The sequence below is a fragment of the Aeromonas sp. OTU364 genome (assembly GCF_038440395.1).
Classification (GTDB): domain Bacteria; phylum Pseudomonadota; class Gammaproteobacteria; order Enterobacterales; family Aeromonadaceae; genus Aeromonas.
Genome location: NZ_JASATR010000016.1, coordinates 25,248 through 43,189, shown reverse-complemented (window position 1 = coordinate 43,189; position 17,942 = coordinate 25,248). Strand labels below are relative to the sequence as shown.

The following is a 17,942-nucleotide window of genomic DNA, read 5'->3' as shown; positions in this document are numbered from 1 at the left end:
GTACAGGAAGTCTATGAATTCGTTGCGTTTGGAACCCATTTCTAGCGTGGCCGGGGTGGTCAATCTACCTGGCTCCAAAAGTGTCTCTAACCGTGCCCTGCTGCTGGCAGCCCTGGCACGAGGCACTACCCGGCTGACCAACCTGCTCGACAGCGATGACATCCGCCACATGCTGGCGGCGCTGACCCAGCTCGGGGTCAAGTACAAGCTCTCCGCCGACAAGACGGAGTGCACCGTGCATGGCCTGGGTCGCAGCTTTGCGGTATCGGCACCGGTCAACCTCTTCCTCGGCAACGCCGGCACCGCCATGCGCCCACTCTGTGCGGCGCTCTGTCTGGGCTCCGGTGAGTACATGCTGGGGGGCGAGCCGCGCATGGAGGAGCGTCCCATCGGTCATCTGGTGGATGCCCTGCGCGAAGCGGGTGCCCATATCCAGTACCTGAAAAAAGATGGCTATCCGCCCCTGGTGGTAGACGCCAAGGGTCTGTGGGGCGGCGACGTGCACGTCGACGGCTCCGTCTCCAGCCAGTTCCTGACCGCCTTCCTGATGGCGGCCCCCATGGCGGCGGGCGACACCCGCATCCACATCAAGGGGGAGCTGGTCTCCAAGCCCTACATCGACATCACCCTGCACATCATGAAGCAGTTCGGGGTGGTCATCGAGCATGACGACTACAAGGTGTTCTACATCAAGGGCAACCAGACCTATGTCAGCCCCGGTGACTTCCTGGTGGAAGGGGATGCCTCCAGCGCCTCCTACTTCCTCGCGGCAGGCGCCATCAAGGGCAAGGTGCGGGTCACCGGCATCGGCAAGCACAGCATCCAGGGGGACATCCACTTCGCCGACGTGCTGGAGAAGATGGGCGCCCGCATCACCTGGGGTGACGACTTCATCGAGGCCGAGCAGGCCCCCCTGCACGGCGTCGACATGGACATGAACCACATCCCCGATGCGGCCATGACCATCGCCGTGGCGGCGCTGTTTGCGAAGGGGCCCACCGCCATTCGCAACATTTACAACTGGCGGGTGAAGGAGACGGATCGCCTGCACGCCATGGCGACCGAGCTGCGCAAGCTGGGCGTGGAAGTGGAGGAGGGGCACGACTTCATCACAGTGACGCCGCCGGAACAGCTCAAGCACGCCGAGATCGATACCTACAACGATCACCGCATCGCCATGTGCTTCTCCCTGGTGGCGCTCTCCGATACCGCGGTCACCATCAATGATCCGGGTTGTACCTCCAAGACCTTCCCGGACTACTTCACCAAGCTGGCCAGCATCAGCCAGGCCTGAGTCCGTCGGGCCCGCCTTGTGCGGGCCCGTTCGTTTCTGCCTCCCGTCTTCTCCCCGGTTTGCCAACGCCCTTTAGCAGCATTATCCAAACTTGCAAGGTGTGCAGATAAAATTCCTTGTCCAAGAATGTAATTTTCTATTTACACCGTCCCGGTCGCGGGCTAGATTGAAGTTTCTTCATCGCAGTCATTTAGCAGGAAACTTGGTCATGCAGCATCAAACCGACGACGTTCGTATCAGTGAAATCAAAGAGTTATTGCCCCCGGTTGCGGTGCTTGAGAAGTTTCCGGCGACCGAGACCGCCTCGTCCACCGTGTTTGAATCCCGTCAGGCCATCCACAACATCCTGGCCGGTGACGATCAGCGCCTGCTGGTGGTGATAGGTCCCTGCTCCATCCACGATCCGGTGGCCGCCCTGGAATACGGCAAGCGCCTCAAGACCCTGCGCGACGAGCTGAAAGATCAGCTGGAGATCGTGATGCGGGTCTACTTCGAGAAGCCGCGCACCACGGTCGGCTGGAAGGGGCTGATCAACGACCCCTACCTCGACAACAGCTGCCAGATCAATGACGGCCTGCGCCTAGGTCGCAAGCTCTTGCTGGATCTCAACGACATGGGGCTGCCGACCGCCTCCGAGTTCCTCGACATGATCACCCCGCAATACGTGGCGGATCTGATGAGCTGGGGCGCCATCGGTGCCCGTACCACCGAATCCCAGGTGCACCGCGAGCTGGCCTCCGGTCTCTCCTGCCCGGTGGGCTTCAAGAACGGCACCGACGGCACCATCAAGGTGGCCATCGATGCCATCGGCGCCGCCAGCGCCCCGCACCACTTCCTGTCGGTGACCAAGTACGGCCACTCCGCCATCGTCTCGACCGCCGGCAACCCGGATTGTCACATCATATTGCGCGGCGGCCGCGAGCCGAACTACAGCGCCGCCCACGTGGATGAGGTGGTGAAGGGGCTGGACAAGGCGGGTCTGCCGCAGAAGGTGATGATCGACTTCAGCCACGCCAACAGCAGCAAGCAGTTCAAGAACCAGATGCTGGTGGCCGAGGACGTGGCCGGTCAGCTGCGCGCCGGCAGCAAGGCGGTGTTCGGTGTCATGGTGGAGAGCCACCTGGTGGAGGGGCGTCAGGATCTGGTGGAAGGGTGCGAGCTCACCTTCGGCCAGAGCATCACCGATGCCTGCATCGGCTGGGCCGATACCGAGGTGCTGCTGCGCAATCTGGCCGATGCGGTCGCCACCCGCAACGCACTCTGAAACCGGGGCGGGATGCCCCGCTCACGGCAATAAAAAAGCGCGACTTCGGTCGCGCTTTTTGTTGGCTCGGGAAGAGGGCCTACTTGGCCCGCTCCTGGTGGCCACGCAGGCGGATGTTGATCATCTCCACCACCAGCGAGAAGGCCATGGCGAAGTAGATGTAACCCTTCGGAATGTGCAGATCCAGCCCTTCGGCCATCAGGGCGACCCCGACCAGGATCAGGAAGGAGAGGGCCAGCATCTTGATGGTGGGGTGGGTGTCGACGAAGTCGCCGATGGCCTTGGCGGCAAACATCATGACGCCGACGGCGATGACGATGGCCAGCACCATGACAGGCACGTGGTCCGCCATGCCGACGGCTGTGATGACGGAGTCCAGGCTGAAGATGATGTCGAGGATGGCGATCTGCACCAGTGTCGACATGAAACCGGCGGTCTTGCTCACCATGCCGGGCTCCTCGGCGGCGCCCTCCAGGCTCTGGTGGATCTCGTGGGTGCTCTTGGCGATGAGGAACAGGCCCCCCACCAGCAGGATCAGATCCCGGCCGGAGATGGCTTCATTCAGCACGCTGAACAGCGGCTCGGTGAGGCGCATCACCCAGGCGAGGGAGAGCAGCAGCAGGATGCGGGTGCCCATGGCGAGTCCGAGTCCCAGAATGCGCGCCTTCTGGCGCTGGGCTTCCGGCAGGCGCCCCACCAGGATGGAGATGAAGATGATGTTGTCGATGCCCAGCACGATCTCGAGCAGGGTCAGGGTGGCGAGCGCGACCCAGGCGGAGGGGTCAGCAATCCATTCCAGCATGATAGAACCTTGGTTGAACTTTGATTGAGGGGTGAAGTCGCGCATTCTAGCAGGGGGTTATGGCTTGTCCCAGTGGCGGGAAAAGATAAAAATGGCAGCCATCCAACGGGAGGAAAACATGTTTCGATTAGGGCTCATCATCAACCCCATCGCCGGCATCGGCGGGGCCGTCGGTCTCAAGGGCAGTGACGGCATGGTGGCCGAGGCGCTGGCGCGGGGCGCCGTCCCCAAGGCCCGGGAGCGGGCCCGCCATGCCCTGCTGCCCCTGTGCGAGCTGTCCACGCCGTTCGAGCTGCTGACGGTGGCGGGGGAGATGGGGGAGACGCTCGCCGCCGAGCTGCATCTGCCGCACCGCATCGTCTACCAGCCAGCCGGGGCCCAGACCTGCGCCGAGGACACCCGGGCCGCCGCCCTGGCCCTGCGGGAAGCGGGGGTGGATCTGCTGCTCTTCGCCGGTGGCGACGGCACAGCCCGGGACATCTGCGCGGCTGTGGGGGAGTCCTGCCATGTGCTCGGCATCCCGGCGGGGTGCAAGATCCACTCCGGGGTCTACGGGGTGACGCCGGCGGCGAGTGGCCGGGTGGCGGCCAGAATGATCGCAGGGGAGCTCCTGAGCCTGGTGGATGCGGAGGTGATGGACATCGACGAGGAGGCGTTTCGCGCCGGCAAGGTGCGTGCCCGCCATTACGGCCAGCTGCTGGTGCCCGGGGATCTGCGCTACGTCCAGGCGGTCAAGCAGGGCGGAAAGGAGTCCGAGGAGCTGGTGCTCGCCGATCTCGCCGCCGGTGTGGTGGAGCAGATGGAGCCCGATACCCTCTACCTGATGGGGTCGGGGAGCACGGTGGCCGCCTGCATGGCCGAGCTCGGTCTCGAAAATACCTTGCTCGGTGTGGATCTGGTGGAAAATGGCCGGCTTATCGGGCAGGATCTCTCCGCCGCCGAGATCCTGACCCGGATCCGCGGCCGTCGCTGCCGCCTGATCATCACCCTGATCGGTGGCCAGGGACATCTGTTCGGGCGCGGAAATCAGCAATTGAGTCCAGACGTGATCCGGGCCGTCGGGCGAGACCATATCCAGGTGCTCGCCACCAAGTCCAAGCTGGCGGCTCTCGAGGGCCGTCCGCTGCTGGTGGATACCGACGATCCGGCACTGAACCGGTCGTTACGTGGTTATCTGCGCATCACCACGGGATACAAGGATCAGGTCATCTACCCGGTGGCCAACCCGGAATAGGACATCAAGGATGCGGCTGGCCTGGCGCCAGAGAGCCGCGATCAACCGGATCGCGGTTCCACTCCCCCGAATTTTTTGCCGGCAATCCCGGAAATGAGGCTGCGTTAAATGACGATTCACGATTTTGAACACAAGTTGTTGGGACTGATCGACGCCATGGTCGCCACGGCCAGCGAGGACGAGCTGTTTGCGGGCGGCTACCTGCGGGGTCATATCTCCCTCGCGGTCGCACGCGCCGAGCTGGAGGGCAAGACGCTGGTGCGGGACGTAAAGAGCTATGTGCTGCGCAGCCTGAACGAGGCCATCTTGCAGGGGGAGCTCTCCGAGCAGGACGAGGTGCTGGTGCAGGAGATGTGGAAGCGGCTGCAGCAGCAGGCGGAAGCTTGATCCCATTCGCAATTCAAACAGAAGTTTAAGTAATCTGCTTCCCTGAGTGTTATCAAAAGGTTAATAATGAGGCTCGCCTTTTGTTTCAGGGATTAAACTATGGCCTCCACCTCACGCATTGCCACCAAACTGCCGCTCGAGATGCTCTATCACTGGGAGCGGCAGTGTCCCGACCGGATCTATCTTCGCCAGACCATCCACCGCGAATACGTCGACTTCACCTGGGGTGAGGTCGCCGACGAGGCGCGCCGCATGGTGACGGCACTGCGTCATCTGGGGCTGGTGCCGGGGGACAAGGTGGCCCTGCTCTCCAAGAATTGTGCCCAGTGGTTCATCGCCGATCTGGCGATGCAGATGGGGGGCTACGTGAGCGTGCCCATCTACCCGACCGCCAACGTCGACACCATCGAATACGTGCTGCGCCACAGCGAGGCCAAGGCGATCTTCGTCGGCAAGCTGGACGACTGGAAGAGCCAGGAGGCGGGGGTGCCCGCGGATCTGCTGCGTATCGCCCTGCCGTACGACACCATGCCGGCTCCCCACCAGTGGGACGCGCTGCTCGATGCCCATGAGCCCATCCCGGACAGCCCGGTGCAGGCGCCGGACGCCCTGCTGAGCCTGGTCTACACCTCCGGCAGCACCGGCAAGCCCAAGGGCGCCATGCTGAGCGTGGAGCGCTACGCCTGGTCCTGCGAGAAGCTGGTGGAAGCGGTCTCCCTGACGGCGGCGGATCGCGGCTTCTCCTACCTGCCGCTCGCCCACATCACGGAGCGGGTCTACATCTACGGCGGCAGCCTGTTCAGCGGCGCCACCATCGCCTTCCCCGAATCCCTCGACACCTTCATCGAGGACGTCAAGCGCTGCCGTCCCACCGTCTTCATCTCGGTGCCGCGGCTGTGGGCCATGTTCCGCATCAAGATCCACGAGAAGCTGCCCCAGAAAAAGCTGGCGCTGCTGCTCAAGATCCCCCTCGTCTCGGGCCTCATCAAGAGCAAGCTGCAGAAGGGGTTGGGGCTGGATCAGGCGCGGGTGCTGGGCTGCGGCTCTGCCCCGGTGGCCCCGGCCCTGCTGGAGTGGTATCACAGCATAGGCCTCGAGATCACCGAGGCCTGGGGCATGACCGAGAACCACGCCTACTCCACCCTCAACTTCCCGTTCCGGGCCGACAAGATAGGCACCGTCGGCAAGGCCGGGCCCGGGGTGACCATCAAGATCTCCGACGAGGGGGAGATCCTCTGCCGCTGCGACGGCATGATGCTGGGCTACTACAAGGATCCCGAGCACAGCCGCGAGGCCATCGATGACGACGGCTGGCTCCACACCGGCGACATGGGCAAGCTGGACCGGGAGGGCTACCTCACCATCACGGGCCGGATGAAGGACGTGTTCAAGACCGCCAAGGGCAAGTACGTGGCCCCCGTGCCCATCGAGGGGCTGCTGGGGCAGGAGCCCATCATAGAGCAGCTGTGCGTCATCGGTTACGGCATGCCGCAGCCGGTCGCCCTGGTGCAGCTGGCCGAGAGCGCCATGAAGGGGGACAGGGGAGTGGTCGACGCCCAGCTGGAGGCCGCCCTGACCCGGGTCAACGGCCAGCTCGAATCCCATGCCCGCCTGCGCGGCATCCTGGTGGTCAAGCATCCCTGGAATATCGAGAACGGGGTGCTGACCCCCACCATGAAGATCCGCCGCCACCTGCTGGAGCAACAATACGCGGACATCGGGGAACGCTGGTCCGGTGTCAGGACCATCATCTGGGAGTCCTGACAGGGCCGACGAGGGGCCTCCCGGGCCCCTCTGGGCATTTGGCAAATCAATGCAAAGCGCCACACCATTAAAAAATCAAATGACAAAGGGGAGCCAGTGGCTCCCCTTTTTGCACTCAACGAATCGGTCTAGACGGCCTGGTACTCCAGCTCCACCAGTCCCAGCGCCTTGAGGGTCGACTGGGCCGAATCCCGCTGGCTGATCTGGCCATCCTTGCTCTCCAGCAGCACGGCGCGGCGCACTGTGGTGAGCTCCTCGCCATTCAGTACCGCGTGGGCGCAGGCCATCTGCATGGGGGGGAGGCTTGGGTTGAAGGCGGCGTTCTCGGCGTAGCGGCCGCAGAAGATACGCCCGTCCTCGAACTGCAGCGCCACCGCGGCATAGCCCTGGCTGTAGGGGGCATAGCTCTGGCGGGCGGCGGCCAGCGCGGCCTGCCACAGGGGGTCGTCGCTCTCGAGCTTGAGCTCGTCGTGAGCCTGGGGGCTCATCAGGGCATCGGTGATGTCAAGATCGGCGGGGCCGAAGGAGTGGGGCAGGAAGGATTGCAGCTCGCTCAAGTCATCCGGCAGGGAGACTTTGAGGGTCTTGGCGGTGCTCAGCTCGTTCATGAACTGGCGGCAGTGACCGCAGGGGGTGTAGTTGACGGTGATCTCACTGATCCCGGTCTCGCCGCCGAGCCAGGCGTTGGAGATGGCGGACTGCTCGGCGTGCACCGAGTGGAACAGCCCCTGGCCCGCAAACTCCATGTTGGCGCCAAAATACCAGGCGCCGCTCAGGCCGCAGGCGATGGCGCCGACGAAGAACCTGGAGATGGGGGCCACCGAGCAGGCGGCCGCCAGCGGCAGCAGGGCCAGGCGCAGGGCCCGATCGTCGAGCCCGGTGGCGGCTTTCAGGGTCGCCACCTGCTCAGGGGTGAAACGGGCCTGGAAATCGTCCCCCAGCATGGGCAGCAGGGCGGCCTGGAGCGGGGCGGAAAGGGTCTCGAATGGCTTGGCAAAGCGGGGATGCATACTGTGTCCTCAAAGGCCAATTGGGGGGCCATTGTAGGGAGCAAGCGCGGCGAAATGTGTGAGCGCGCTCACGCCTTGATGGGCAAAGGGGCGGGGATGGTAAAGGAAACGTTTGTCTTTCGCAATCTGTGCGCTTGCTCGCAGCATCAGGGGAGTGGCTGTGCCCTATGGCTGTGATTGCAGGGCAAGGAGGCCATGGCCGCAGGGGCGACCATGGCAGAGGGGGGCCGGGCTCAGGTCAGCCAGTGATAGAGGGCAAACAGCAGGGGGGCGACGGCGGCGGTCAGCACGCCGCACACCACCATGGCGAGCGACGAGAAGGCCCCCTGGGTGACCCCCTGCTCGGCGGAGGCGGCGGTGCCGATGGCGTGGGCGCAGGCCCCCATGGCGAGCCCCTGGGCCTCGGGGTCGGTCACTCGCATCAGCCTGAGCAGGGGATAGCCTATCAGGGCCCCCAGTATCCCCACCACCACCACCACGGCGGCGGCGATGGCGGGAATACCGCCGAGGGACTGGCTGACGCTCATGGCGAGCGGCGTGGTGATGGACTTGGTGGCGATGGAGGCGAGCAGTGCCGGATCCGCCCCCATCAGGTGGCCAATGCCTAAGGTGGTGCAGACCGAGATGAGCACAGAGGTGAGGGTGCAGAGGACGATGGGCTTGAGCTTGTCCCGGATCTGGCGCGCCTGCTGGTAGAGGGGCAGCGCCAGCGCCACCACGGCGGGCTCCAGCAGGGCCGTGATGGGGGCGGTGCCGCGCTGGTACTGATCCAGCGGCAGATCCAGCCAGAGCAGCAGGCCTATGATGGCGGCGGTGGGGATCAGCACCGGATTGATGACGGGCCAGGGCAGGCGGCGATAGAGGGCCCGGGTCATGAAATAGAGGGCCAGGGTCAGGGGCAGGGCGAACCAGAACATCATTCTCTGTTCATCCTCTGGTAGAGGTGGCCGACCGCCCCCAGGATCAGCACTATGCCGAGCACGACGCAGAGCATGATGAGGCCAAACGACTGGCGCAGGGGCTCGAGCCAGGCCACCAGACCGACGGCGACCGGCACGAACAGGACCCCCATGTGACGCAGCAGCAGGCCGCCCCCCTGCTCGACCCAGGAGAAGCGGATCAGCTGCAGGGAGAGCAGCACGAACAGCAGCAGCATGCCGAGGATGCTGCCGGGGAAGACGAAGGGCAGCAGGGCGGCCAGGGCCTTGCCCGCCAGCAGGCAGGCGATGATGACCAGAAAATCACGGAGGTAGCGCAAGGCGCGTTGCAACAACACGGGGGCCTCATCTTGGCAACTGTGAGCGAGGTCGCAGTTTAACAGGCACGGGGGGCATGGAACAGGGTCAACTGACCCGCAGGGGATACAATGGCCCCGGCATCATCCCCATTCACCAGAAGGAGTTCCCATGTCGTACCCCTCTCTCCTGGCCAGGTTGCGCCAGTTGCCCGCCGATCCCGCCCTGCCTCCCCAGCTGCTGCAAACCCGTCAGTGGGAGGGCCCCCTGTGCCGGGTGAGGCTGGACAACAGGGGGGCCAGCCCCGAGGCCGTTCGTCACTGGCGGCTGTTTGAGGGGAAGCTCGGCCTCTCTCCCGAGGCGGCCATCTACGGAGAGGGGTTCCAGATGCTGGCCCAGACCATGGGCAGCTGGCAGGCCCCCGAGCCGGTGGGCCGCTGCCCCGACGCCGGCGTCTATCGCATCACCGACGACGACGGCTATCACACGGTGCACAACCTGCTGCTGGTGGCCTGCGAGGGGGGCTGGCTGCTGCTGGCGTTCGCGAGCTGCCAGCGCTTTGGCGGGGAGTTTCGCCTCTTTCCGGACGGGCGCCTCGAGATAGTGATGAACGCCGAAGGGCGCACCCTCGCACCCGGCCAGCACTGGCAGAGCGAGGCGCTGATCTGCCTGGAGGGGCCGGACAGGGAGGCCCTGCTGGGGGCGCTGGCGGACTATATCGAGGCCGAACACCCTTCGCTGGTGAACGAGGTGCCCGCGCGCCCGAGTGGCTGGTGCTCCTGGTATCACTACTATGCGGACGTGAGCGCCGCCGACATTCGCGAGAACCTGGCGGTGCGGGCGGTGCGCTTCCCGGCCCTGCGCTACGTGCAGATAGACGACGGCTATCAGGCGAAAATGGGGGACTGGCTCACCCCTTCCCCCAAGTTCGAGCAGGGGGTGGCAACCCTGGCCGGGGAGATCCGCGCCGCCGGCTGCGAGCCCGCGCTCTGGGTCGCCCCCTTTATCGCCGAGCCCGGCTCCCAGGTATTCCAGCAGCATCCGGAGTGGTTCGTGAAGGGGGAGGATGGCCTGCCGCTCCCCTCGGAGCGGGTCACCTACGGCGGCTGGCGCTGCACCCCCTGGTATGTGCTGGACGGCACCCATCCCGAGGTGCAGGCCCACCTCGAGCAGGTGTTTCGCACCCTGCGCGAGCAGTGGGGCATCCACTACTTCAAGCTCGATGCGAACTTCTGGGGCGCCATCCACGGCGGGCGCTTCCACGACCCCGCCGCCACCCGGGTCGAGGCCTATAGACGCGGCATGGCCGCCATCCTGCGCGGGGCGGGGGAGGGCGCCTTCCTGCTCGGTTGCAACGCCCCCATCTGGCCAAGCCTTGGCCTGGTGCACGGCATGCGGGTGAGCGATGACGTGGAGCGCCAGGGCCGGCGTTTTCGCCAGATAGCGCGGGAAGCCTTCTGTCGCGCCTGGCAAAACGACAGGCTCTGGGCGCTGGATCCCGACTGCGTCTGCCTGCGGGATATCCCGGGCCAGCACGCCAGCCGCGCCGAGTACGACTTCCACCTGGCTGCCCTGGTGGCGAGCGGTGGCATGGTGCTGGCGGGGGACCGATTGCAGGATCTGGACGAGGGGCAGGGGGCGCACCTTGGCAAGCTGCTGGCCCTGTGCGCGGCGCGCACCCCGGCGGCTCGCTTCGAGGGGATGACATTTGAGCGCGGGCGGGTGGCGCTGCCCGGGGGCGGCGAGCTGCTCTGCCTGTTCAACTGGGGCGAGCAAGCCACAAAGATGGCGCTGCCCGCGGGGGGCAGGGATTTCTGGGACGACACCCCCCTGGGAGAGACGCTGGAACTGGCGGGGGGCCAGGGGGCGGTGATCCGCTACTCCTGAATGTTGCACTCAGCAAAAAGGCTCCCTTGGGAGCCTTTTTATCGGGTGGGGTTGACCCCTAGAAATGCCACTCCATCCCGATGGCGTAGTTGGCGGAGCCATAGCCCGGGATCTCGTTGCTGGAGGCGAGCGCCTTGAGGGTCAGGCGGGCGCTGAGGGGAATGCCGAGCCCCATGCCGATGGCGACCTCGTCGCTCTGATCCCCCATCATGTCCACCCGCAGGGTGCGGTAGAGGGAGAGATCCTGGCTCATCTGGGCATAGATCTGGGACGACTTGTTGTAGAGCTGGCCGAAGATCTCCATCTGGAAGCCGTTCTGGGGCGTGATGGCCAGGGGAATGCCGGCGAAGCGATAGAGATCCGAGTGGTTGAAATAGCTGTTGGTGATCTGGGGGGTGAAGTCGGTCTGCCGGTAGAGGGTGCTGAAGTTGCGCTCGATGAGCCTATAGGTCTGCTCCGGCAGACGCAGCAGATAGTCTGGCACTTCGAAACGTACCCCGGCCAGGGTGCTCTGGGGCAGCAAGGCACAGGCGACAAGGGTGAGAGCAGGCAGTGCTGAGCGCATAAAACGTGAGATCCCCAACAGTCGAGGCGCGGCATCCATGCCGGCAGCGCATGTAATTATCAAACTATCAGGAGCTTGGCTCCCCTGCTCATTATGTCGCGAGCGCGGGGAGCCGACAGGGTTTTATGTGTGAAACGCCTCACATCTCATAGATCTTCCAGGTAGCGATAGAGACTCTTCAGAATCGCAAAGTTCCGTTCGTTACCCTGATTCTGCTCCGCCAGCGCCTCGAGACGGGGCACATAGTCCGGCAGGCGGCGGCTGAAGTAGTCGCTGCAGTGCAGGCGCCAGCGCTTCTGCTCCGCTTCGCTCAGGGTGTGGGGCCAGTTGCGGGCGCGGTAGCGGAACAGCATCTGGGGCAGGCGCGGGTCGCTGAAGGCAAACTCCCGCTCACCCAGCAGCTCCGCCGGGGTGGCGCGCACCAGATCCATGGTGGCCTTGTCGCCGTGGCCGAAGAAACCGGCGTAGAGCTGGGTATCGGGATCGCTGTCGTTGCTGCCGGCAAACTCCTGATTGAACACCTCCACCAGTTTTTCCCGCACCTCGGGGTGGGCCCGCAGCAGATCCAGGCTCTTGCGACACTGCTCCCGGTCGATGCCAAGCTGGTCGGCCCGCTCCGGGGTCAGGGTGGCGGCTGGCGCCAGCACCGGGCACTTGTTGATGTGCACCAGTTTGACCGGAATGGCCGCCAGATCCCCGAGATCATCCTTCCTGGTGTAGAGGCGTTCGCGGATCTCCTCGCTGGTGAGCTCGATGAGGGGGGTGGGGTCGCGGGTCAGATCCACCATGATCACCGCGTTCTGGTTGCTGGGGTGCCAGGCGAGCGGTGACACCCAGCTTGCGCACCCCTGCCAGGGGGAGAACATGCCGGAGACGTGCACCAGCGGCTTCATGGTCACCACGTCGATGAGGGCCTTCACCTTGTTCTTGTTGCGCAGGGCAAACAGGTAGTCAAACAGCTTGGGCTGGGCCTTTTTCACCAGCCTGGCCATCTCTATGGTGGCCAAGACGTCCGAGAGCGCATCGTGGGCGTTGGCGTGGGCCACCCCGTTGGCCACCGTCAGTTTCTCCAGTCGGAAGCTCGGCTTGCCCTCCTCGTCGAAGGCCCAGGTGATCCCCTCAGGCCGCAGGGCGTAGCAGGCCCGCAGCATGTCGAGGATGTCCCAGCGGGAGTTGCCGTTCTGCCAGGCGTAGGCATAGGGGTCGTAGAAGTTGCGATAAAGGGTGTAGCGGGTCACCTCGTCATCGAAGCGGATGCTGTTGTAGCCCAGCACACAGGTGTTCGGGGTGGCGAACTGCTCGTGGATCTGGCGAATGAAGTCCGCCTCGCAGAGCCCGTCCTTCATCGCCTTCTGCGGCGTGATGCCGGTGATGAGGCAGGCTTCCGGCTCCGGCAGGTAGTCCGCGGGCGGCTTGCAATAGATCACCAGCGGCTCGCCGATGAGGTTGAAATCGGCGTCGGTGCGAATGCCCGCAAACTGCGACGGCCTGTCCCTGGCGGGACTGATGCCGAAGGTCTCGTAGTCGTGAAAGTAGAAGGTGGGCTCGCTGCCGGGCTGTGCTGTTTTGCTCATGTTGCTCGAGGTGAGGTGTCCGATGGCGGCGCCATGGCGCCTGGGTGGGCGGTGCCATGCACCGCAGTTGCCAGCATGGTAAACCATAGCGCAGGCAGAGCGAAGCCCGGGCGCCCTGGCTGCCGGTTTATTGAACGCTCAGGGCGTCGGCTCAGGGGGCTGTGCAGGATTGCGGCTGGATGGGGGCTTATCGGGCCATACCCGGGGGCAGCGGCATCAGGGTGTGGAGGTCGAGCAGGGTGAAGTAGCCGCCTTCGTCGGGGTACCAGCCGCCGGTGTCTATGTAGTACACATTGCCAAGACGGGCCGGGCGGCCCACCGGGGTGTGGCCCACCACCAGGGCGACGAGATCCTCGACACCGCTCTCGTCCAGCCGCTCGATGCGGCGCCTTGACCAGAGGCAGACGTTCTTGATGGCGCGCAGCCTGCCGCCGCTCACCCCCGCATCCAGTTGGTCCAGCAGCCCCTGCCAGGAGGGGAAGGGGCAATCGGCGTGGAGCAGCCCGACCGGGCCGGCCGGGGTGGCCACCTCGATGGCAAGGGGCAGGGTGCGGTAGTGGGCGGCGAACGCCTCCTGCTCGTCCGGGGTCAGCTGCTGAAACCAGCCGCCGCCGTTCTGGATCCAGTTCTCCCGATCGCAGCTCTCGTAGCGGCAGACGTAGTCGTCGTGATTGCCGCAGACAGGGTGAAACCAGGGCCTGGCCAGCCACTCGAGCACGGCTGTGCAGTCGGGGCCGCGATCCGTCAGATCCCCCACGGAGAAGAGGCGATCCCGAGCGGGATCGAATCCCGCCTGGTTCAGGGTCTGTTCCAGCCGCGAAAAGTAGCCGTGGATATCGCCGACGGCGAGATCCCGCCCCAGAGGATTGCGGGAGAAGCGTCTGATCAGCGGGGACGGATTCATGGCTAGCCTCCTTGCCTGGTCGGTGCGCGGCAACGGCGGTTGCGCGATGGCCCGTTAATGGCCCATGGATAGCTGCAGCATGGCACGCTTGGCCTCGACCTTGAAGAGGTAAACGCCAGCATGCCCGGACGCGCCGCCTCACCGGGATAAAAAATGCCAGTCGGTGTCGACTGGCATGGTGTGATGGCGGTCCGTCGTCGGGATCAGAGCAGATCTTCGAGCTGGTACTTCTTGAGCAGGGTGTCGAAGGTGCCGTCGGCCTTGACGCTCTCGATGGCGGCATCGAAGCGGGCCTTGAGCTTGTCATCGTTCTTGCGCAGGGCCACCGCCACCCCTTCTCCCAGGATCTTGTCCTGGGTGCCGTTGAACTGGGGACCGACGAAGGCGAACTGCTTGCCCATCTCCTTGTCGAGGAAGCCCACCTTCAACTGCACCATGTTGCCGAAGGTGTAGTCGGCGCGGCTGGACTGCAGATCCAGCATGGGGGACTGGGCGTTGACGTAGCGCTTGATCTTGGCCACCTCACCGTAACGGGCGGTGATGAAGTTGTCCTGGGGGGTGCCCTCCTGCACCGCGATCACCTTGCCCTTGAAGTGCTCAGGGGTGTCGGCAAAGTCGCCCGCCTTGTCGCTGCGCCCCACGAAGCGGTTCTGCATCATGTAGTAGACCTGGCTGAAGGCGACCTTCTGGCGCCGCTCGTCGGTGATGTTCATGGAGGACATGATGGCGTCGTATTTGCGCACCTGCAGACCGGGCAGCAGGGCATCCCAAGGCTGATTGATCACCTCGCACTCGGTCTTCATGGCCGCGCACAGGGCATAGGCCAGATCGACCTCGAAGCCGCCGAGCTTGCCGCTGCTGTCGACCATCTCGAACGGGGGATAGGTGGCGTCGGTGGCGATCACCAGGGGTTTGGCGGCCGCCTGGCCGGCGGTGGCCAGGGCCACCAGCATCATCAGTGTGTTGAGTTTCATGGTCAGTCCCTTGAAGTGTGGTGTCATTCCTAGCGTGCTAAAGGGTGCCGGCCTCAAGGGCCGACGGCTATTTTGCGATGGGCGAGGGCCGGCAACTGGCTGCGCACCCTGCGCTGGGCCGCCAGATCCAGGGTGGCGATGGCCAGTCCCTGACCCTCCTCTACCTGGGCCAGTACCCGGCCCCAGGGATCGATGATCATGCTGTGGCCGAAGGTACGGCGCCCGCCGGGGTGCTCACCTCCCTGGGCGCTGGCCAGCACGAAGGCCAGGTTCTCCACCGCCCGGGCCCGCAGCAGCAGCTCCCAGTGCGCGAGCCCCGTGGTGTGGGTGAAGGCGGCGGGCAGGGCGATGAAATCGGGGGCAGGGTCCAGGCGAAACAGCTCCGGGAAGCGCAGGTCGTAGCAGATCCCGAAGCGCAGCAGCCCCCAGGGCAGGGGATGGCTCACCACCTCCCGGCCCGGGCTCATGGTCGCGGCCTCGTCATACTGCTCCTGCCCGGTGCAAAAGCCAAACAGGTGCAGCTTGTCGTAGCGGCTCGCGAGCTCACCTTGCGGGTCGATGAGCAGGCTGCTGTTGTGCATCTTGCCGGGCTCGTCGCTTTCAAGGGGCAGGGTGCCCGCCAGCAGCCAGATCCCGAGCTCCCGGGCCAGCTCCCGGGCCCAGGCCAGCAGGGGGTGACTGCTCACGGGGGCGGCCAGGGCCACCCGCGCCCGCTCATCGACGGGCATCAGGTAGAAGTATTCGGGCAGCAGGGCCAGCTCGGCCCCCTCGGCCGCCGCCTGACGCAGCAGGGCCTCGGCCTGGGCCAGGTTGTGGTCGAGATCATCCCCGGAGACCATCTGGAGGACGGCAACGCGCACTGAATCCATGGTGCCTCCTAGACGCCGCACAGGCGCTCGGCGCCCGCCAGCAGGGTGTCGTCATCCTTGGAGAAGGAGAGGCGGATGACCCGCTGATCCGTGCCGTCGTGATAGAAGGCGGAGACCGGTATGGTGGCGACCCCGTGATCGCGGATGAGCCGCTGCACGAACAGGCTGTCCGGCTCGTCGCTGATGCGCTCGTAGCTCGCCAGCATGAAGAAGCTGCCCGCCGAGGGGAGCAGGGTCAGGCGCGAATCCGCCAGGGCCGAGGTCAGCAGGTCGCGCTTGCGCTGGTAGAAGGCCGCCAGCCCCTGATAGTGGGCCGGTTGCTGCAACAGGTGGGCGAAGCCGTACTGCATGGGGGTGTCGGCGGCGAACATGGCGAACTGGTGCACCTTGCGGATCTCCTCCATCAGGGGGCGGGGCGCCACGCAGTAACCCACCCGCCAGCCGGTGACGTGGAAGGTCTTGCCGAAGGAGAAGACGGCGACGGAGCGCTCCACCAGCTCCGGATAGCGGATGACGCTCTGGTGCAGGGCGCCGTCGAATACCACGTGCTCGTACACCTCGTCCGAGAGGATGAGGATGTCGGTGCCGCGCACCAGGCGGGCGAGGTGCTCCTGATCCCCCGCCTGCCAGACGGTGCCGGTGGGGTTGTGGGGGGTGTTGAGCACTATCATGCGGGTGCGCGGTGTGATGCGGGCGGCCACCTCCTCCCAGGGGATGGCAAAGTCCGGCGCCTTGAGGGCGATCACCACAGGGGTGGCTCCCTGCAGCTGGATCATGGGGCGGTAGCTGTCGAACGCCGGCTCGAACATGATCACCTCGTCGCCGGGGTGGACCAGGGCGGTGATGGCGCAGAACAGAGCCTCGCTGGCGCTGGCGGTGATGGTGACCTCCTCGCCCGCGTCATAGTGGTGGCCATAGCTGGTCGCTATCTTGGCCGCCAGCTGCTCGCGCAGGGCGGGCAGCCCCGTCATGGGGGCATACTGGTTCTCTCCCGCCAGCATGGCCTCATGGGTCACCCGGATGAGCTCGGGATCGCAGGGGAAGCTCGGCGCCCCCTGGGAGAGGTTGATGCTGGGATGGCGGGCGGCCAGATCCCCGATCACGCTGAAGATGGTGGTGCCCACCTGGGGCAGTTTGCTGACAATGCGGGGGGAAGACATGGCGCCGTCACCTGAGTGTGTGAAAGAGGTCCCTTTTTAGCCCCCGCAAGGGTTGCCGGACAACGGATTATTCGGCATGTTATGCATGAGTTTTTCTCAAGCATGGAGGCTTGTATGTTGTCCACCCAACCCCGCAGCCAGTTGCCCCTCTATGGCCTGCAGGTTTTCGAGTGTTCTGCCCGCCATCTGAGTTTCACCCTGGCCGCCGACGAGCTGTGCGTGAGCCAGGGGGCGGTGAGCAAGCAGATCGCCCAGCTGGAGGCACGCCTGGGGCACCTGCTGTTCGTGCGCGGCACCCGCTGCCTCACCTTGACCCCGGCCGCCGAGCGGCTGCTGCCCTTCGTTCGCGAAGGGCTGAGCCGCATGGGGGAGGGGCTCAGTGCCCTGCAGACCCTGCCCCACGAGCAGGCGATCAGCATCAAGGTGCCCTCCTGCGCCAGCCGCTGGTTGCTGCGGCGGTTGCAGGCGTTCGAGGGGGAGGCGGTGGAGGTGCGCGGCAGCCACAGCCACGGCATCGACTTCTCCCGGGAGCCCTTCGATCTCGCCATCGTCTATCAACCCTGCCTGGGGCGCTATCCCCACAGCCAGCCCCTGTTTCGGGAGCGGCTGACCCCGGTCTGCGCCCCGGCGTTTGCCGCCAAGCATCACCTGTTCGAGCGCGACCTGAGCGAGCTGCCCCTGCTGCCCCTCATCCATGCCAGCGCCGATCGGCGGGACTGGCGCAACTGGTTTGCCGCCTTCCTCGACGCCCCCTGGCAGCCCCAGGGAGGGCAGCTGTTCGATACCCTGGACCTGGCGATGAATGCCGCCCTGCAGGGGTTCGGCCTCTCCCTCGGGGACCCGACCATAGTGGCCGAGGAGCTGGAGAGCGGCGCCCTGGTCGCCCCCTTTGCCCCCGTGCTGGAGACGGATCACGAATACGCCCTGCTCGCCCGCCCCGACAGCCGGCGCCACGGGGTGCAGCGGGTCTGTCACTGGCTGCTGGAGGGGGAGGCGCACCCTTGAGGGGGCATTAACAG

17 protein-coding genes are annotated in these 17,942 nt (G+C 65.3%); 7 read left to right on the top strand and 10 right to left on the bottom strand.

Going from position 1 to position 17,942, the window contains the following annotated elements; genetic code table 11:
- Positions 1-13: 13 nt before the first annotated feature.
- A complete protein-coding gene (aroA, locus tag AAHB08_RS15530) occupies positions 14-1,294 on the top strand; it encodes a 3-phosphoshikimate 1-carboxyvinyltransferase (RefSeq protein WP_163156478.1) in 1,281 nt (426 codons plus the stop codon).
- Positions 1,295-1,502: 208 nt separating this feature from the next.
- The gene (aroG, locus tag AAHB08_RS15525; RefSeq protein WP_265437431.1) at positions 1,503-2,558 is read left to right on the top strand and encodes a 3-deoxy-7-phosphoheptulonate synthase AroG; all 1,056 of its coding nucleotides are present in this window, start codon (positions 1,503-1,505) and stop codon (positions 2,556-2,558) included.
- Between the two features lie 79 nt (positions 2,559-2,637).
- On the opposite strand, the gene AAHB08_RS15520 is transcribed toward aroG, so the two are convergent.
- Positions 2,638-3,360 carry a TerC family protein gene (locus AAHB08_RS15520; RefSeq protein ID WP_404838290.1) on the bottom strand — a complete coding sequence of 241 codons (723 nt, stop codon included), beginning with the start codon at positions 3,358-3,360 and terminating at the stop codon, positions 2,638-2,640.
- A 118-nt stretch (positions 3,361-3,478) separates the two neighbouring features.
- Between AAHB08_RS15520 and AAHB08_RS15515 the strand changes: the two genes are divergently transcribed.
- The 3 genes from AAHB08_RS15515 to AAHB08_RS15505 all read left to right on the top strand — a co-directional run bounded on the left by AAHB08_RS15515 (position 3,479) and on the right by AAHB08_RS15505 (position 6,745).
- Entirely contained in the window at positions 3,479-4,594 is a 1,116-nt protein-coding gene (locus AAHB08_RS15515) for an ATP-NAD kinase family protein (RefSeq protein ID WP_342059420.1), read from the top strand.
- Between the two features lie 108 nt (positions 4,595-4,702).
- Positions 4,703-4,981 carry a YfcL family protein gene (locus tag AAHB08_RS15510; RefSeq protein ID WP_005332956.1) on the top strand — a complete coding sequence of 93 codons (279 nt, stop codon included), beginning with the start codon at positions 4,703-4,705 and terminating at the stop codon, positions 4,979-4,981.
- Positions 4,982-5,080: 99 nt separating this feature from the next.
- Entirely contained in the window at positions 5,081-6,745 is a 1,665-nt protein-coding gene (locus AAHB08_RS15505) for an AMP-binding protein (protein WP_342059419.1), read from the top strand.
- Between the two features lie 128 nt (positions 6,746-6,873).
- Here AAHB08_RS15505 and cdd read toward each other — a convergent pair whose 3' ends face one another.
- The 3 genes from cdd to AAHB08_RS15490 form a co-directional block, all read right to left on the bottom strand.
- Positions 6,874-7,755 carry a cytidine deaminase gene (cdd, locus tag AAHB08_RS15500; RefSeq protein WP_139435323.1) on the bottom strand — a complete coding sequence of 294 codons (882 nt, stop codon included), beginning with the start codon at positions 7,753-7,755 and terminating at the stop codon, positions 6,874-6,876.
- A gap of 233 nt (positions 7,756-7,988) precedes the next feature.
- Entirely contained in the window at positions 7,989-8,675 is a 687-nt protein-coding gene (locus AAHB08_RS15495) for an LrgB family protein (protein WP_247626647.1), read from the bottom strand.
- Positions 8,672-9,031 (bottom strand): CidA/LrgA family protein, encoded by a 360-nt coding sequence (locus tag AAHB08_RS15490; protein ID WP_139435327.1) that lies wholly within the window; start codon positions 9,029-9,031, stop codon positions 8,672-8,674. Before AAHB08_RS15490 ends, AAHB08_RS15495 begins: the two co-directional genes overlap by 4 nt.
- 130 nt (positions 9,032-9,161) lie before the next feature.
- Here AAHB08_RS15490 and AAHB08_RS15485 point away from each other — a divergent pair, with 130 nt between their 5' ends.
- Positions 9,162-10,877 carry a glycoside hydrolase family 36 protein gene (locus AAHB08_RS15485; protein ID WP_342059418.1) on the top strand — a complete coding sequence of 572 codons (1,716 nt, stop codon included), beginning with the start codon at positions 9,162-9,164 and terminating at the stop codon, positions 10,875-10,877.
- A 58-nt stretch (positions 10,878-10,935) separates the two neighbouring features.
- On the opposite strand, the gene AAHB08_RS15480 is transcribed toward AAHB08_RS15485, so the two are convergent.
- The 6 genes from AAHB08_RS15480 to AAHB08_RS15455 all read right to left on the bottom strand — a co-directional run bounded on the left by AAHB08_RS15480 (position 10,936) and on the right by AAHB08_RS15455 (position 16,923).
- Positions 10,936-11,442: a hypothetical protein gene (locus tag AAHB08_RS15480; RefSeq protein WP_342059417.1), complete on the bottom strand. Its 507-nt coding sequence runs from the start codon at positions 11,440-11,442 to the stop codon at positions 10,936-10,938.
- A gap of 146 nt (positions 11,443-11,588) precedes the next feature.
- Positions 11,589-13,016 carry an exodeoxyribonuclease I gene (sbcB, locus tag AAHB08_RS15475; protein WP_342059416.1) on the bottom strand — a complete coding sequence of 476 codons (1,428 nt, stop codon included), beginning with the start codon at positions 13,014-13,016 and terminating at the stop codon, positions 11,589-11,591.
- Between the two features lie 187 nt (positions 13,017-13,203).
- Entirely contained in the window at positions 13,204-13,920 is a 717-nt protein-coding gene (locus AAHB08_RS15470) for a metallophosphoesterase (RefSeq protein ID WP_342059415.1), read from the bottom strand.
- A gap of 203 nt (positions 13,921-14,123) precedes the next feature.
- Positions 14,124-14,894, bottom strand: a complete 771-nt coding sequence (locus AAHB08_RS15465; protein ID WP_342059414.1) for an ABC transporter substrate-binding protein — start codon at positions 14,892-14,894, stop codon at positions 14,124-14,126.
- A 53-nt stretch (positions 14,895-14,947) separates the two neighbouring features.
- Positions 14,948-15,763 carry a carbon-nitrogen hydrolase family protein gene (locus tag AAHB08_RS15460; protein ID WP_342059413.1) on the bottom strand — a complete coding sequence of 272 codons (816 nt, stop codon included), beginning with the start codon at positions 15,761-15,763 and terminating at the stop codon, positions 14,948-14,950.
- Between the two features lie 8 nt (positions 15,764-15,771).
- On the bottom strand, positions 15,772-16,923 hold the full coding sequence (locus tag AAHB08_RS15455; protein ID WP_342059412.1) for a methionine aminotransferase: 1,152 nt from the start codon (positions 16,921-16,923) through the stop codon (positions 15,772-15,774).
- A 114-nt stretch (positions 16,924-17,037) separates the two neighbouring features.
- On the opposite strand from AAHB08_RS15455, the gene AAHB08_RS15450 reads away from it, so the two are divergent.
- On the top strand, positions 17,038-17,928 hold the full coding sequence (locus AAHB08_RS15450) for a LysR family transcriptional regulator (RefSeq protein WP_342059411.1): 891 nt from the start codon (positions 17,038-17,040) through the stop codon (positions 17,926-17,928).
- Positions 17,929-17,942: the final 14 nt, after the last annotated feature.